The sequence below is a fragment of the Stenotrophomonas sp. LARHCG68 genome (assembly GCF_052871705.1).
Window position 1 is genome coordinate 565,244 of record NZ_JBIXJV010000003.1, and the last position, 14,566, is coordinate 579,809.

Below are 14,566 nucleotides of genomic sequence, written 5' to 3' on the forward strand. Positions count from 1 at the left end.
ACGTTCGGCACGGACGTGACCGACGACACCCAAAGCACCCCTCCCCCGCCCTCCCCTTGCCTGCGGCACAGGGAGGGGGCAAGAGCAGCAGTGCCTCGCCACGTTCGGCAGGGGTGTGGCCGATGACACCCCAGGCCCCCTCGTCCCGCCCTCCCCTTGCCTGCGGCGAAGGGAGGGGCACAGAGCAGCAGCGCCGGGCTGGATCAGGGTGACGTGGCTTTACAGCGCGCGGTGCTTGGCCTCGCCGAAGAACGGGGTGTGATGCGCGCAATCGTTCAGGCGCACCACTTCCAGATGCTCCACGTCCGGGCCTTCGAGCAGGTTGAGCGTGGTCGGGGCCTGGCGGAAGGTCCACAGCTTGGCGATCGGCAGGCCCAACACCTTGCACAGGATCACCCGGTTGACCGCGTCATGGGCAACGACCAGCAACGTGTCGTCCTCGCCCAGGCCTTCGGCGGCCTTGGCCAGTCCGCGCCAGCTGCGGTCCAGCACCTGGCGCAGCGATTCGCCGCCCGGCATCAGCACGGTATCCGGCTCCTCGCGCCAGGCGCGCAGGCGGGCCGGATCCTTGTCGTGGATCTCGCTGGCGAGCAGGCCTTCCCACTCGCCATGGGCGATTTCCTGCAGGTCCGGCTCGGTCAGCAACATCTCTGCGCGGGCGCTGCCCAGCGCGGCCTTGGCCGTGCTCTGCGCGCGGCTCAGCGGCGAGGCGACGGCGCGGGTGATCTGCACATCCGCCAGGCGCTCGCCCAAGGCCTTGGCCTGGGCCTGGCCCACCGGCGAAAGGGGAATGTCGATCTGGCCCTGGTAGCGGCCTTCGGCGTTCCACGGCGTTTCGCCGTGACGGGCAAGCAGGATGCGCATGCAGCAAGTTCCATTCTTGGGTGTGGGGCCCGCCCGGTGCTGGCAGCGGGAGGCGCATCATAGCCCGAGCAGACGGTGACGCCGCCCACGGTTTCCTTCGATACGGATCCCCCGCGGCGCCCGGATCCGGCGCATCACCGCAACAGACCACAACATGCGTGACACAGTCGCGCGCCTGTTCCTCGCGTACGATAACGGCTCCCTATCGGTGCCACGGTGTCGCATGAGGGCCAGCACCCTCCACGCCCCCGACGCGGCATGAGCAGCCCTTCCCCACCTTCGACTCCCGTCCCCGCTGAATTCCGCAACGAACGCCGCGATCGCTGGTTCGCGGCGCTGATCAGCCTGCAACTGCACCTGCTGATGCTGGTGCTCCTGCTGCACTCCAATCCACCGGTGGTTTCCTCGCCGCAAGGCGCTTCCGGCGGTGGCGGGCGGGTCAAGGTCGATTTCGTCGGTGAAGCGCCGCCGTCGCCGCGACCGGCGCAGAAGCCGCCGCAGCCCAAGCCCAGCACCACCCCGCGCGCGCAGCCCAAGCCGCTGGCCCAGCGCCGCAGCGAGGACCGCAAGCCGGTGCCCGAGGCCCGTTACATCGAGCCGCCCAGCGCTCCGGAACCGGACAATACGCAGGCACCGGTGCAGGCGCAGGCCGAGGCCACCCCGGCGACGGCGGAAGCTCCCTCGGACAGTGTGCAACGCCGTCCGCAGACCTGGACCGGGCGCCCGCCCGGCTGGGTGGAGAAGCCCACCGTCCCGGAAGACGGGGTTTCCAGCGGCATGGGCAACCGCACCGGCAACCACGTCGACCGCAGCGGCGGCGAGCCCTCCATGGAAGTGGGCGGCTACCAGATCATCTACGACCTGATCAGCGACACCAAGCTGCGCACCTGGATGGAACAAGGCAAGACGGAACTCTCCATCCCGCTGCCCGGCACCACCTACCTGATGGTCTGCCCGGCCGAAGTCGCCCTGCGCCGCGGCTCCAGCAAGTGCCGCATGGTGCCGGCCGGCTCACCCGAGCTGAAGGACATCGGTGACGCACGCGACTTCGTCATCGTGATGTACGTCTACCGCTACGGTGAACTGCTGTGGCGTGGCCCCGGGCCGTATCGCTGAGGCAGGTGACTGCGGCCGGAGCCCCCTGCCCCACACGCAGAAGGCCCGGGCAGTCTCCCGCCCGGGCCTCCATTCAAGCGAACCGACGCGCGCTTACTTCGACGCGTCGTCCATTTCCTTCAGCAGCTGCGGCGCCGGCGCCACTTCCTGCATGATCCAGCGCATGTAGCGCTCGTCCACCGAGATCATGCGGGTCATCACCGGGTCGAACACCCAGTTGCTGGCGACCGATTCCCAGATGCCGTCGAAGGCCAGGCCGACCAGGCGACCGTGCGCGTCGAGCACCGGCGAGCCGGAGTTGCCGCCGGTGATGTCCAGGTCGGACAGGAAGTTCACCGGCACGCTGCCCAGGCGGGCATCCTCGAAGCCGCCGTAACGCTTGGCCTTGACCGCATCGATCAGTGCCTTCGGCGAATCGAACGGATCGGCACCGGTTTCCTTGGCGACCACGCCTTCGACATTGGTGAAGGACGGCTGCACCTTGCCATCCAGGCCGGTGTAACCCTTCACGTTGCCGAAGGTGATGCGCAGCGACAGGTTGGCGTCCGGGTAGACGAACTCGCCCTGGCTCTTCTTGTAGTCGGCGATCGCCTGCAGGAACAGCGGACGCGCCACCAGCTCCTCGCCGGTACGCACCTTGCGCTGGTGCTCGATCTCCAGCAGCGCCGGCATCACCGCCACCGCGTACTGGATGGCCGGGTCGGTGCTGGCCTCGAAGGCGGCCTTGTCGGCATTGAGCCACTTCAGGCGTTCGTCCAGGTTGCCCAGCTTGGAGCCGTCCAGGCGCGCGACGGTCGCGTTGACCGCAGCGGCGTCGGTGCCACCGATCCACGTATCGAATGCGGCCAGGTGCTGGTTGGCCGGCAACTGCGCGTACTGCTGCAGCCAGTACTGCTGGAACTGGCGGTCCATCGCCGCCACGTAGCGGCGGTCCATCTGCTTCAGGCCACCTTCGATGGCCGGCAGGTCACGCTCCTGGTAGCCCTCTTCGCGCTGCGCGTCCGGCTTGGCCTTCTCGATGGCCAGACGGTACAGGCGCACGGCGGTGCCCAGCGTACCGGTACGGTTGAGCATGGCCAGGTTGAGGTCACGGGCCTGGTTGGCGCGCGACTGCAGGCCCAGTGCCTGCAGCTGGGCATAGGCATCGGCCGCCGGCTGGCCGGCGGCGCCGCGCCCGCGCAGCCATTCCAGCACCGCCGCTTCCTCGCGCTGCTTGTGCGCCAGCACGTTGTTGCGCTTGAAGCCGTCCAGCTGGCCGTCGTAGTTCTTGCTGGTGTTGTTCCAGCCGGCCATGCTGGCGGCGTACTTCACCGCGATGTCCGGGTTGTCCTTGCTGGCCGCCTCGACCATCGCGATCTGTTCCTTGTAGGCCTTGGCGATGCTCGGGTAGGTCCAGTTGGCGGTGTTCTCGAACTCGCTGACCAGCGCGTAGCGGTCGGTGCGGCCCGGGTAGCCGGCCACCATCACGAAGTCACCCTCGCCCAGCGGCTGGTTGGCCAGCTTCAGCCAATGCTTGGGCTGGTACGGCACGTTGTCGGCGGCGAACGCGGCCGGCTTGCCGTCCTTGCCGACGTAGGCGCGGTAGAACGAGAAGTCACCGGTGTGGCGCGGCCACATCCAGTTGTCGATGTCGCCACCGAACTTGCCGACGCTGCCCGGGGGCGCATAGGCCAGGCGCACGTCCTTGATTTCCATGTTCTTGAACAGGCGGTAGGTGTTGCCGCCGGAGAAGCTGTACAGGGTGCAGCTGTAGGCGTCGTCGCTTTCGCACTCGGCGATCAGGCGCTTTTCCAGCGCTTCCAGCGCCTCGGTGCGCTTGAGCGGGTCGCGGCCGGCGCCGGCGATGGCAGCCTTGGCCTGGGCGGTGACGTCGGTGATGTCATCGAGCACGTAGATGCGGGCGTTCGGGCCGGCGCTCAGCTCGTCCTGCTGGGTCGGCGCGTTGAAGCCATCCTTGATCAGGTTCTTCTCGGCGGTCGAATTCAGCTGGATCGAGCCGTAGGCGCAGTGGTGGTTGGTGACCACCAGGCCCTGCGGCGAGACGAAGCTGGCGGTGCAGCCGCCCAGCGCGACCACCGCGCCCATCGGGTCGCCGGTCAGGTTGGCCAGCTGTTCCGGGTCCAGCTTCAGGCCGGCCTGCTTGAGCGGGCCGGCGATCTCCGGCAACTGCTGCGGCACCCACATGCCTTCAGCGGCCTGGGCGGCCTGGGCCATGCCCAGCCCGGCGACGATGGAAAACGCAAGCAAATTCACGCGCATGAGGCAGTTCCGAAAGGTTGGAACGGCCGATTGTAACGATTGGAACCGCCAGCTTCCCCTGCCATCGGTCAGTACGGGGCGGTTACGGCGTCGGGCATATAATCGCGGCTCTTTTTCACACTGCGGTTTTCCTGCAATGGCACAGACGATGAAGGCGCTGGTGAAGCGCGAAGCGACCAAGGGCATCTGGATGGAAGAGGTGCCGGTGCCCACGCCCGGCCCGAACGAAGTGCTGATCAAGCTGGAGAAGACCGCCATCTGCGGCACCGACCTGCACATCTACCTGTGGGACGAGTGGAGCCAGCGCACGATCAAGCCGGGCCTGACCATCGGCCACGAGTTCGTCGGCCGTATCGCCGAGATCGGCCCGGGCGTGACCGGCTATGAAATCGGCCAGCGCGTCTCGGCCGAGGGCCACATCGTCTGCGGCCACTGCCGCAACTGCCGTGGCGGCCGCCCGCACCTGTGCCCGAACACCGTCGGCATCGGCGTCAACGTCAACGGCGCCTTCGCCGAGTACATGGTGATGCCGGCCAGCAACCTGTGGCCGATCCCGGACCAGATCCCGTCCGAGCTGGCCGCCTTCTTCGACCCGTACGGCAACGCCGCGCACTGCGCGCTGGAATTCGACGTGATCGGCGAGGACGTGCTGATCACCGGTGCCGGCCCGATCGGCATCATCGCCGCCGGCATCTGCAAGCACATCGGCGCGCGCAACGTGGTGGTCACCGACGTCAATGATTTCCGCCTGAAGCTGGCCGCCGACATGGGCGCCACCCGCGTGGTCAACGTCGCCAACCAGTCGCTCAAGGACGTGATGAAGGAACTGCACATGGAGGGCTTCGACGTGGGCCTGGAAATGAGCGGCAACCCGCGCGCGTTCAACGACATGCTCGACTGCATGTACCACGGCGGCAAGATCGCCATGCTCGGCATCATGCCCAAGGGCGCCGGCTGCGACTGGGACAAGATCATCTTCAAGGGGCTGACCGTGCAGGGCATCTACGGCCGCAAGATGTACGAGACCTGGTACAAGATGACCCAGCTGGTGCTGTCCGGCTTCCCGCTCGGCAAGGTGATGACGCACCAGCTGCCGGTGGACCGCTTCCAGGAAGGTTTCGACCTGATGGAGCAGGGCAAGGCCGGCAAGGTCGTGCTGAGCTGGAACTGATCGCCCGCGCGATACACACGAAAGGCGCCGCAAGGCGCCTTTCGTACATCTGCAGCAGCCCCGTAGGAGCGGCCTTGGCCGCGAAGCAGATGGTGTTCCAGGTGGCAGGCATGCCTGTCGCGGCATGGACGCCATGCTTCGCGGCCAAGGCTGCTCCTGCCGATGAAATAAAAAAGGCGCCTTCCGGCGCCTTTTTCATTACACATCAAACAAGGATCAGGGCACGAAACAAGGATCAGGGCACGTCCACCGACACGGTGAACACCACGCCCGGCTTGTAGGTGTCCGACTCGCGGCGCAGCGCCGGCGCGTCCGAACCGAAGGTGTCGTAATAGCCCAGGGTGGCGGTGGCCGGGCCAAAGCCCTTGGAGACCGACACCGAACCATCGTAGTAGTCCGAGCGGCGCGGCCATTCGTTTTCCTTGGCCTTGATGGTGGTGTAGCCAACCGAGGCGCCGACCGAGAAGCCGGTATCGCCGATGTCATAGCTGGCTTCCACGGCGCTGTAGGTCTGCTTGGCGTCGCTGTTGCTGTAGTCGTCGGCATAGCCGAGCAGGCCGCTGACGGTCACCGGGCCGTTCCAGGTCACCTTGGCCAGGTATTCGTTGTAGTCGATGTTGCCGTAGCCGGAAGACGAACCAACGTAGGTGTAGCGGTTCACGCCCAGGTCCAGGTTCCAGCTGTCGGACAGGTCCTTGTTCCAGCCGACGGTGTAGTCGACTTCGAAGTTCGGGCCGCCTTCGCCGAAATCGACGTTGGAGCCCCACACGCCGGCATACAGGCCGAACGGAGCGGTGTAGGTGGCACCGGCCTGGAAGGCAGCGCTGTTGTCGCTCTGCGACACGCCACGGAACACGTAGTCGGTGGTCACGCCGTAGGTAAGGCTGAACGGGGAGCTCGACTCCTCGCTCTCCTGGGCGCAGACGGCGAACGGAACGGACAACAGGGCGGCGCAGGCTACGGCGACAAGGCGCTTGCTGTGCATCATGCGGATCTCCAGGCAGTGGGGGGCGTCGGCCGGCGGCAGCGCCGGTTCACGAATTTTTAACCACAATGATATTGCGATGCAACATCCACCGCCCCCACGCACACGCCCCTGCCCTGTTCAGCCGCCTTCGGCGGCGAACACACCGTAGCGGCGCGCCGCCAACCGGATGGCCTGCCCGGAGGCATAGGCCGGGCTGCCGGGCGGCAGTTCGACCTCCACGTCCGCCGCGCTTCCCTGCAGCTGCGCCCGCAGCCGTTGCCGCGGCCCGCTGCGCTGCACCGAGCCGACCGTGGCGGGCCAGTCGCCTTCGGCGTCCACCACCAGATCCTCCGGCCGCACGAAGACCTCCAGCGCCTCGGCATCCGGCAGCGCCGCCGTCCGCGGCCACCGCGCGCCCGCCACCTCCAGCACCGGCCCCTGCAACCGCGCCGGCAAGCGGTTGGCCTCGCCGACGAAGCCATACACGAACGGCGACGCCGGCCGGTCGTAGACCTCGCCGGGCGTACCGACCTGTTCGATGCGGCCCCGGTTGAGGATCGCCACGCGGTCGGCCAGCTCCAGTGCTTCTTCCTGGTCGTGGGTGACGAACACGGTGGTCAGGCCGGTGCGGTCATGGATCTCGCGCAGCCAACGGCGCAGGTCACGCCGTACCTGCGCATCCAGCGCACCGAACGGCTCATCGAGCAGCAGCACCCGCGGCTCGATGGCCAACGCGCGGGCCAGGGCCACGCGCTGGCGCTGGCCGCCGGACAGCTGCGCCGGATAGCGCCCGCCCAAGCCTTCCAGCTGCACCAGCGACAGCAGTTCCTCCACCCGGGCGTTGATGCGCGCCTTCGGCCAGCGCTCGGCACCGCGCCGCACCTCCAGCCCGAAGGCGATGTTGCCGCGCACGTCCAGGTGCTTGAACAGCGCGTAGTGCTGGAACACGAAGCCGGCCCGGCGTGCCTGCACGCTCAGGTTGGTGGCGTCCTCGCCATCGAACAGCAACTGCCCCTGCTCGGGTTGCTCCAGCCCGGCGATCGCACGCAGCAGCGTGGTCTTGCCCGAGCCGGACGGGCCCAGCAGCGCCAGCAGCTCGCCGCTGCGGATGTCCAGGCTCACGCCATCCAGTGCCGGAAACGCACCGAAACGCTTGCCCAGGTGTTGGATGCGGATGTTCATCGTGACTCCTCAGTGGCGGTGCGCGGCGGACAGCGATTGGCCGTGGCGCCATTCCAGGTAAGACTTCAGCACCAGCGTCAGCAACGCGGTGCCGGCCAGCAGCGAAGCACAGGCAAATGCCGCGCTGTAGGCGTACTCGTTGTAGAGGATCTCCACGTGCAGTGGCAGCGTGTTGGTGCGCCCGCGGATGTGGCCGGACACCACCGACACCGCGCCGAACTCACCCATCGCCCGCGCGCTGCACAACAGCACGCCGTACAGCAGGCCCCAGCGGATGTTGGGCAGGGTTACCTTCCAGAACATCTGCCAGGCGTTGGCGCCGAGCGTCAGCGCGGCCAGTTCCTCGTCGCTGCCCTGCTGCTCCATCAGCGGCATCAGTTCGCGGGCGATGAACGGGAAGGTCACGAACACCGTGGCCAGCACGATGCCGGGGATGGCGAACACGATGCGTGGCAGCTGCAACAACATGTCGCCCAGCACCGGCAGGTGCAGGCGCAGGCCGTCCTCGATCAACGGCCAGAACCAGCCATCGCGCCCGAACAGCAGGATGAACACCAGCCCCGCCACCACCGGCGACACCGAGAACGGCAGGTCGATCAACGTCACCAGCCAACGCTTGCCCGGGAAGCTGTGCTTGCTGACCACCCACGCCGCCGCCACGCCGAACACCAGGTTCAACGGCACCACGATCGCGGTGACCAGCAAGGTCAGCTTCACCGCGGACAGGGCGTCCGGTTCGCTGATCGCCACCCAGAACGCCTGCACGCCGCCGCGCAGCGCTTCGACGAACACCAGCAGCAACGGCAGCAGCAGGAACGACAGCAGGAACCCCAGCGCACCGAGGATCAACAGCACCTGCACCCCGCGCGGCTCGCTGGTCACCTGCTGCCGCGCACGCACCTTTTCACCCTGCTCCACCTGCACCGGCAACTCCAGGACCTGTTCGTTCATCGCGTGCCCCGCCGTTGCAGCCAGGCCTGCAGGCTGTTGACCAGCAACAGCACCGCGAAGGACAGCAACAGCATCGCCCCGGCAATCGCGGTGGCGCCGGCGTAATCAAACTCTTCCAGGCGGATGGTGATCAGCAGCGGCGCGATCTCGGTACGGTTGGGCAGGTTGCCGGCGATGAAGATCACCGAGCCGTATTCGCCCACGCCGCGTGCGAAGGCCAGCGCGAACCCGGTCAGCATCGCCGGCCACAATGTCGGCACCACCACCCGCGTGATGGTCTGCAGGCGCGAGGCACCCAAGGTCGCCGACGCCTCTTCCAGCTCGCGCTCGGCCTCGGCCAGCACCGGCTGCACGATCCGCACTACGAACGGCAGGCCGACGAACACCAGCGCCACGACGATGCCCAGCGGCGTGTAGGCGATCTTCAGGCCCAGCGGTTCCAGCCATTGGCCCAACCAACCCTGGCCGCCGTACAACGCGGTCAGGGCGATGCCGGCCACCGCGGTCGGCAATGCGAAAGGCAGGTCGATCATCGCGTCGAACACGCGCCGGCCCGGGAACGAATAGCGCACGAACACCCACGCCACCCATGTCCCCATCACCGTGTTGAACGCAGCGGCGGCAAAGGCCGTGCCGAAGCTCAGGCGCAGCGCGGCCAGCACGCGCGGCTCGGTCCAGATCTGCCAGATCCCGGCCAACCCCAGTCCGGAGGCCTTGAGGAACACGCCGGCCAACGGGATCAGCACGATCAGGCCCAGCCAGAACAGCGTCACGCCCATCCCAAGGCCAAAGCCGGGCAGGACCCGGCGTGGGCGCCGCACGCGCGGCGGCAGTGCTTCAGCGCTTGCGGCCACCGCTTACTTGCTCGCCTGGATCTGGTCGAACAGGCCACCGTCGGCGAAGTGCTCGGCCTGTGCCCGTTCCCAGGAGCCGAACGCCTGGCGGATGGTGACCAGCTGCACCTGCGGGAAGCGCGCGATGTCGGCCGGCGCGGCGTACTGCGGGTTGCGCGGCCGGTAGTAATGGCGGGCGGCGATGCGCTGCCCTTCCGGCGAGTACAGGTACTGCAGGTAGGCCTGCGCCACCTCGCGGGTGCCATGGCGGTCGACGTTGCGGTCCACCAGCGCCACCGACGGTTCGGCCAGGATCGACTGGCGCGGCACCACGATCTCGAACTTGTCCGGGCCCAGTTCTTCCTGCGCCAGGAAGGCCTCGTTCTCCCAGGCCAGCAGCACGTCGCCGATGCCGCGCTGCACGAACGTGGTGGTCGCGCCGCGCGCGCCGGTATCGAGCACCGGCACGTTGCGGAACAACGCGCGCATGTAGTTCAGCACCTTGTCGCGGTCGCCCTTGAAGATATGGTCGGCGTAGGCCCAGGCGGCCAGGTAGTTCCAGCGCGCGCCGCCGGAGGTCTTCGGGTTCGGCGTCACCACCGACACGCCGCTGCGCAGCAGGTCCGGCCAATCGCGGATGCCCTTCGGATTGCCCTTGCGCACCAGGAACACGATCGTGGAGGTGTACGGCGCGCTGTTGTCCGGCAGGCGGCTTTCCCAGTTCGCCGGCAGCAGCTTGGCCTTGTCGGCGATCGCGTCGACGTCATAGGCCAGGGCCAGCGTCACCACGTCGGCCTCGATGCCATCGATCACCGCACGCGCCTGCTTGCCCGAGCCGCCATGCGAGGTTTCGATGCCGACGGTGTCGCCCTTGGTTTCCTTCCAGTGCTTGGCGAAGGCGGCGTTGAAATCACGGTACAGCTCGCGCGTGGGGTCGTAGGAAACGTTGAGCAACTGCACGTCACGCGCGACGGCGGTGCCGGCTCCGAGGGTCAACAGCAGGGCCAGCGTGGCCACGCCGATGCGGGGGAGGAAGGAATGCTTCACGAAGGCTCTCCGTCAGAAGGAAACTTGCAGGCGCGAGAAAACGGCTTTTTCATCCGGCAGCCGTGCGGCGCCGGCCGTGGCATCGAAGCGGCTCTGCAGGTAGTTGGTGGCCAGCTTGAGGTTCGGCGTCAGGTACCAGTTCGCCCCCACCGTCCAGGCGCGGATGTGCGAGGCCGAGGTTGCCGGATCGGCGTAGAACGGGAATGCCGCCTCGTCGATCTCCAGTTCGCCATAGCGCGCGGTGAGCTCGAACGCACCCAGCCCGCCGTTGACGCCAAACGGGCGCGACGGTGTCACTCCGCGGTAGCTGGCGTCCTCGCCGCTCAGCACGTAGCTGGCCGTGGCCTGCCAGGCGCGGTGTTCCAACGCCGTGCGCCGTGCATCCCGCGCCACTTCCTGCCGCGAGGCGATGTACTCGGCCTGCAGGCCGAAGCCATTGCGGTAGAACCACCCCTGCGGCGACCAGCGCAGCGTGTCGCCGTCGGCGATCACCGCGCTGCGGTAGTTGAAGAACGTCGCCTGGCCGGGCGAGCGGTAGCGCGGCAGGAAGTTGTTGCCACTACCATGCTTCTGCCCGGCGCTGGCCCCCAGGCCGAAGCCCAGTCCTGCCCACGCGCTGTCCGTGCCCTTGAGCGGCTCGAAGAACACACGGCCGGCATACTCGAAATCATCGTCCGGATTGCTGGTCACCGCATCACGGCCATCGACCGTGCCGTTGAACACGCCCACCGCATAACTGAAACGGCCCTTGCCCAGCTCACCCTGCAGTTGCACGCCCAGGTCACGGTTGGGCGCCAGCTCGCTGACCAGCGCCCGCTCGACGTCCACCAACGCGGCCGACGACTGCAGGCGTTCCAGCCCGACCGGCGAGGTGAACTTGCCCACCCGCAACGTGTAGGCCGGATCGAACCGCAGATCCGCATAGGCATCCACGATGGTGGCGCTGTCTCCGGCGAACTCCGGGGTGAAGCGATAAGCCACCAGCTTGCCCAGCGAACCTTCCAAGGTCGGTCGTGCGGTACGCAGCAGGAAGGTGTCGTTCTGACTGCTGTTGCCGACGAACACGCGGGCATCGCCCTGCAGCAGGCCGCGCAGCTTCAGTTCGTAGTTGCCATCGCCGGACTTGAACGAAGCCCCCTTCTGGTCGACGGTGATCTTCGGCGCGGCCTTGGCTGCGGCCACGCGTTCCTCTTCCTGCAGTTCCAGGCGACGTTCAAGGATGCGCAGGCGCTGGTCCAGATCGGCCAGACCGGCACCTTCGGCCGGCGTGCCGTCGGACACCCCGGCCAGACGCTCCAGACGTTCCAGACGCTGCTGCAGCTGCTCGACCGTCAACTGCTGCGCCTGTGCCGATGACCAGGCCCCACACACCGCCAGGGCCAGGCTGAGGGACAACAGCTTCCTGGTCGGCAGGGTGAACAGGGGGCGTGGCGCGGTCATCGACGGCTCCTGGCGGGCATTGGGCAGGCTGCTGATGCTGCGGGCGCACACGTCCGGGGAGAAATGACTTACGGCGCGGCGCTTATAGCCATCGCGCATGACGCCCGCCGCGCTCACCCCGGTGCCGGTAAAATCGGCCTTCCTTTCCGCCGCAAGACCCTGCCATGACCGCAACCGCGAACACCTCCCCGCTCACCCGGCACTACGCCGAGGAACTGGACACCATCCGCGCGCAGGGGCTGTTCAAGTCCGAACGCATCATCACCAGCCCGCAGTCGGCCGAAATCACCCTGGACGATGGCCGCAGCGTGCTGAACTTCTGCGCCAACAACTACCTGGGCCTGGCCGACCACCCGGACCTGATCCAGGCGGCCAAGGATGCGCTGGACACGCACGGCTTCGGCATGGCCTCGGTGCGCTTCATCTGCGGCACCCAGGACCTGCACAAGCAGCTGGAGAAGCAGATCGCCGAGTTCTTCGGCAAGGACGACACCATCCTCTACGCCGCCTGCTTCGACGCCAACGGCGGCCTGTTCGAACCGCTGCTGGGCGAGAACGACGCGATCATCTCCGACGCGCTCAACCACGCCTCGATCATCGACGGCGTGCGCCTGTGCAAGGCCAAGCGCTTCCGCTACGCCAACTGCGACATGGCCGACCTGGAAGCCCAGCTGCAGGCCGCCGACGCTGCGGGTTGCAAGACCAAGCTGATCACCACCGACGGCGTGTTCTCGATGGACGGCTTCATCGCGCCGCTGGACGAAATCACCGCGCTGGCCAAGAAGTACAACGCGCTGGTGCACATCGACGAATGCCACGCCACCGGCTTCCTCGGCGACACTGGCCGTGGCTCGGCCGAGGTGAAGGGGGTGCTCGACAAGATCGACATCATCACCGGCACCCTCGGCAAGGCCATGGGCGGTGCACTGGGTGGCTTCACCTGCGCCAGCGCCGAAGTGGTCGAACTGCTGCGCCAGCGCTCGCGCCCGTACCTGTTCTCCAACTCGCTGCCACCGCATGTGGTGGCCGCCGGCATCAAGGCCTTCCAGATGCTGGCCGCAGCCGACGACCTGCGTGCCACCCTGCGCGAGAACACCGCGTATTTCCGCGAAAGGATGACCGCCGCCGGTTTCGACGTGAAGCCGGGCGTGCATCCGATCAGCCCGGTGATGCTGTACGACGCGCCGCTGGCGCAGAAGTTCGCGCAGCGCCTGCTGGAAGAAGGCATCTACGCGATCGGCTTCTTCTTCCCGGTGGTGCCCAAGGGGCAAGCCCGCATCCGCACCCAGATCAGCGCCGCGCACAGCCGCGCCCACCTGGATCGCGCGATCGATGCCTTCACCCGCATCGGCAAGGAACTGGGCGTGATCAAGGGTTGATCCAGCCCCACCGCGACAAACGAAAACAGGCGCCCCAGGGCGCCTGTTCTTTTTCTGCTGGTGCGGCGCCGGGTTCCGCTGGCGCCTTACCGATTTGCCCGGGCATCGCCTGCCAGGCCTGGCCCGTCACACCAGGCCCTCACCTGCATCAGTTCTTGGCCGCCGCGTCCGCCGCTGGCGCGCCCTTGGCCACGCGGATGCCGTTGGCCTTCATCCAGGCGTCGAACTGGTCGGCGCTCATCCTGTTCTCGCCCTGCTGCATCAGGAACCGGTAATTGCCCAAGGCATCCTTCTCGGCGGTCGGTTCCTGCACGGTCACCGTGATCGGCTTTTCCTCGACCTGTGCCACCGGCTTGCCCGACGACGCGCAACCCACCATCGCCGCCAACGAACCCATCAACACCGACACTCCGGATACGCGGATAAGAGCTTGCATGACCATCACCTCTGGAAAACTGAGGGCCAGTCTAATCTATCACTGCAACAAATCCAGCTATTTCACTGAATTCTATGGAATAAATCAGCCACCAGGTGCGCGCAGCGCATTCAGCTCCGCGGCATCCAGCTCCCGCCACTGCCCCTTGCCCAGCGTCCCCAGTTGCACCGGGCCGATCGCCACCCGCATCAACCGCAGCACGTCGAAGCCCAGCACCTTGAGCAGCCGGCGGATATGCCGGTTGCGGCCTTCGTCGAGCACCACTTCCAGCCAGGCGTTGCGTCCGCCCTGCTGCAGCACCCGCACCGAATGCGCGGCAAGGTGCTCACCGGCATCGTCGATCCCTTCGTGCATGCGTGCCAGCTGCGCCGCATCCGGCACGCCGTCGATCTGCACGCGATAGGTCTTCAACGGCCCCGTCGCCGGGTCGGTCTGGCGCGCGGCCCACTCCGGGTCATTGCTGAAGAACAGCAGCCCTTCGCTGGCCTTGTCCAAGCGCCCGACCGGCGCCAACCACGGCAAGCCCGCCCCGTCGAAGCACTGGTATACCGTCTGCCTGCCCTGCTCGTCCTGCACCGTGGTCACCAGGCCACGCGGTTTGTTCAGGGCGATGTAGAGGCGTCTTTCCGCCACCAGCGGCTGGCCATCGAGCAGCACCACGTGGCGTCCGGCAACCACGGGGAACTCCGGGTCGCGCACCAGGCGCCCATCCACGCTCACCCGCCCCTCCAGCACGCGCCGGGCCGCTTCGCTGCGCGAGCACACCCCGGCCTTGGACAGCACCCGCGCCAGTCCGTGCCGCACCTGCGTCGCCGCGGCGCCCTTGGCCGAATGCAAACGCCCGCCTGGCTTGGCCGGGCGGGCGTTCGAGGAAGACGTGGGCTTGCGCGGACGCATCAGCAGCGGCGCACGGCGCCTTCG

General features: G+C 67.4%; 13 protein-coding genes. 3 read left to right on the plus strand and 10 right to left on the minus strand.

Annotated features, from left to right (window positions below; all coding sequences use genetic code 11):
* Window positions 1-219: 219 nt before the first annotated feature.
* The gene (locus tag ACIPR8_RS13805) at window positions 220-864 is read right to left on the minus strand and encodes a histidine phosphatase family protein (RefSeq protein WP_132862547.1); all 645 of its coding nucleotides are present in this window, start codon (window positions 862-864) and stop codon (window positions 220-222) included.
* A gap of 258 nt (window positions 865-1,122) precedes the next feature.
* On the opposite strand from ACIPR8_RS13805, the gene ACIPR8_RS13810 reads away from it, so the two are divergent.
* The gene (locus ACIPR8_RS13810; RefSeq protein WP_446541381.1) at window positions 1,123-1,980 is read left to right on the plus strand and encodes a hypothetical protein; all 858 of its coding nucleotides are present in this window, start codon (window positions 1,123-1,125) and stop codon (window positions 1,978-1,980) included.
* A 93-nt stretch (window positions 1,981-2,073) separates the two neighbouring features.
* On the opposite strand, the gene ACIPR8_RS13815 is transcribed toward ACIPR8_RS13810, so the two are convergent.
* Window positions 2,074-4,239 carry a S46 family peptidase gene (locus ACIPR8_RS13815; protein ID WP_313254087.1) on the minus strand — a complete coding sequence of 722 codons (2,166 nt, stop codon included), beginning with the start codon at window positions 4,237-4,239 and terminating at the stop codon, window positions 2,074-2,076.
* A 136-nt stretch (window positions 4,240-4,375) separates the two neighbouring features.
* On the opposite strand from ACIPR8_RS13815, the gene tdh reads away from it, so the two are divergent.
* A complete protein-coding gene (gene tdh / locus ACIPR8_RS13820; protein WP_165931098.1) occupies window positions 4,376-5,410 on the plus strand; it encodes an L-threonine 3-dehydrogenase in 1,035 nt (344 codons plus the stop codon).
* 235 nt (window positions 5,411-5,645) lie between these two features.
* On the opposite strand, the gene ACIPR8_RS13825 is transcribed toward tdh, so the two are convergent.
* The 6 genes from ACIPR8_RS13825 to ACIPR8_RS13850 all read right to left on the minus strand — a co-directional run bounded on the left by ACIPR8_RS13825 (window position 5,646) and on the right by ACIPR8_RS13850 (window position 11,929).
* Complete coding sequence (locus ACIPR8_RS13825) at window positions 5,646-6,398, minus strand: TorF family putative porin (RefSeq protein WP_192286568.1); 753 nt, start codon at window positions 6,396-6,398, stop codon at window positions 5,646-5,648.
* Between the two features lie 117 nt (window positions 6,399-6,515).
* Window positions 6,516-7,559, minus strand: a complete 1,044-nt coding sequence (locus ACIPR8_RS13830) for a sulfate/molybdate ABC transporter ATP-binding protein (RefSeq protein ID WP_323438096.1) — start codon at window positions 7,557-7,559, stop codon at window positions 6,516-6,518.
* 9 nt (window positions 7,560-7,568) lie between these two features.
* A complete protein-coding gene (cysW, locus tag ACIPR8_RS13835; RefSeq protein ID WP_446541416.1) occupies window positions 7,569-8,489 on the minus strand; it encodes a sulfate ABC transporter permease subunit CysW in 921 nt (306 codons plus the stop codon).
* A 17-nt stretch (window positions 8,490-8,506) separates the two neighbouring features.
* Window positions 8,507-9,343 (minus strand): sulfate ABC transporter permease subunit CysT, encoded by an 837-nt coding sequence (gene cysT / locus ACIPR8_RS13840; RefSeq protein WP_446541417.1) that lies wholly within the window; start codon window positions 9,341-9,343, stop codon window positions 8,507-8,509.
* A 24-nt stretch (window positions 9,344-9,367) separates the two neighbouring features.
* On the minus strand, window positions 9,368-10,390 hold the full coding sequence (locus ACIPR8_RS13845) for a sulfate ABC transporter substrate-binding protein (RefSeq protein ID WP_446541382.1): 1,023 nt from the start codon (window positions 10,388-10,390) through the stop codon (window positions 9,368-9,370).
* Window positions 10,391-10,402: 12 nt separating this feature from the next.
* Window positions 10,403-11,929 carry an OprO/OprP family phosphate-selective porin gene (locus ACIPR8_RS13850; protein ID WP_446541383.1) on the minus strand — a complete coding sequence of 509 codons (1,527 nt, stop codon included), beginning with the start codon at window positions 11,927-11,929 and terminating at the stop codon, window positions 10,403-10,405.
* 65 nt (window positions 11,930-11,994) lie between these two features.
* On the opposite strand from ACIPR8_RS13850, the gene kbl reads away from it, so the two are divergent.
* On the plus strand, window positions 11,995-13,209 hold the full coding sequence (kbl, locus tag ACIPR8_RS13855) for a glycine C-acetyltransferase (protein WP_313254101.1): 1,215 nt from the start codon (window positions 11,995-11,997) through the stop codon (window positions 13,207-13,209).
* A gap of 148 nt (window positions 13,210-13,357) precedes the next feature.
* Here the strand turns inward: kbl and ACIPR8_RS13860 are convergent, their stop codons facing one another.
* Window positions 13,358-13,645, minus strand: a complete 288-nt coding sequence (locus ACIPR8_RS13860) for a hypothetical protein (protein ID WP_132862539.1) — start codon at window positions 13,643-13,645, stop codon at window positions 13,358-13,360.
* An 84-nt stretch (window positions 13,646-13,729) separates the two neighbouring features.
* Window positions 13,730-14,542 carry a pseudouridine synthase gene (locus ACIPR8_RS13865; RefSeq protein ID WP_446541384.1) on the minus strand — a complete coding sequence of 271 codons (813 nt, stop codon included), beginning with the start codon at window positions 14,540-14,542 and terminating at the stop codon, window positions 13,730-13,732.
* Window positions 14,543-14,566: the final 24 nt, after the last annotated feature.

Bases quoted from the DNA above. Each gene is read 5' to 3' on its own strand.
- kbl (WP_313254101.1), top strand. From the start codon at position 11,995: ATGACCGCAACCGCGAACACCTCCCCGCTCACCCGGCACTACGCCGAG.
- ACIPR8_RS13865 (WP_446541384.1), bottom strand. From the start codon at position 14,542: ATGCGTCCGCGCAAGCCCACGTCTTCCTCGAACGCCCGCCCGGCCAAG.
- ACIPR8_RS13860 (WP_132862539.1), bottom strand. From the start codon at position 13,645: ATGCAAGCTCTTATCCGCGTATCCGGAGTGTCGGTGTTGATGGGTTCG.
- ACIPR8_RS13815 (WP_313254087.1), bottom strand. From the start codon at position 4,239: ATGCGCGTGAATTTGCTTGCGTTTTCCATCGTCGCCGGGCTGGGCATG.
- ACIPR8_RS13830 (WP_323438096.1), bottom strand. From the start codon at position 7,559: ATGAACATCCGCATCCAACACCTGGGCAAGCGTTTCGGTGCGTTTCCG.
- ACIPR8_RS13850 (WP_446541383.1), bottom strand. From the start codon at position 11,929: ATGCGCGATGGCTATAAGCGCCGCGCCGTAAGTCATTTCTCCCCGGAC.
- ACIPR8_RS13810 (WP_446541381.1), top strand. From the start codon at position 1,123: ATGAGCAGCCCTTCCCCACCTTCGACTCCCGTCCCCGCTGAATTCCGC.
- ACIPR8_RS13805 (WP_132862547.1), bottom strand. From the start codon at position 864: ATGCGCATCCTGCTTGCCCGTCACGGCGAAACGCCGTGGAACGCCGAA.
- ACIPR8_RS13825 (WP_192286568.1), bottom strand. From the start codon at position 6,398: ATGATGCACAGCAAGCGCCTTGTCGCCGTAGCCTGCGCCGCCCTGTTG.
- tdh (WP_165931098.1), top strand. From the start codon at position 4,376: ATGGCACAGACGATGAAGGCGCTGGTGAAGCGCGAAGCGACCAAGGGC.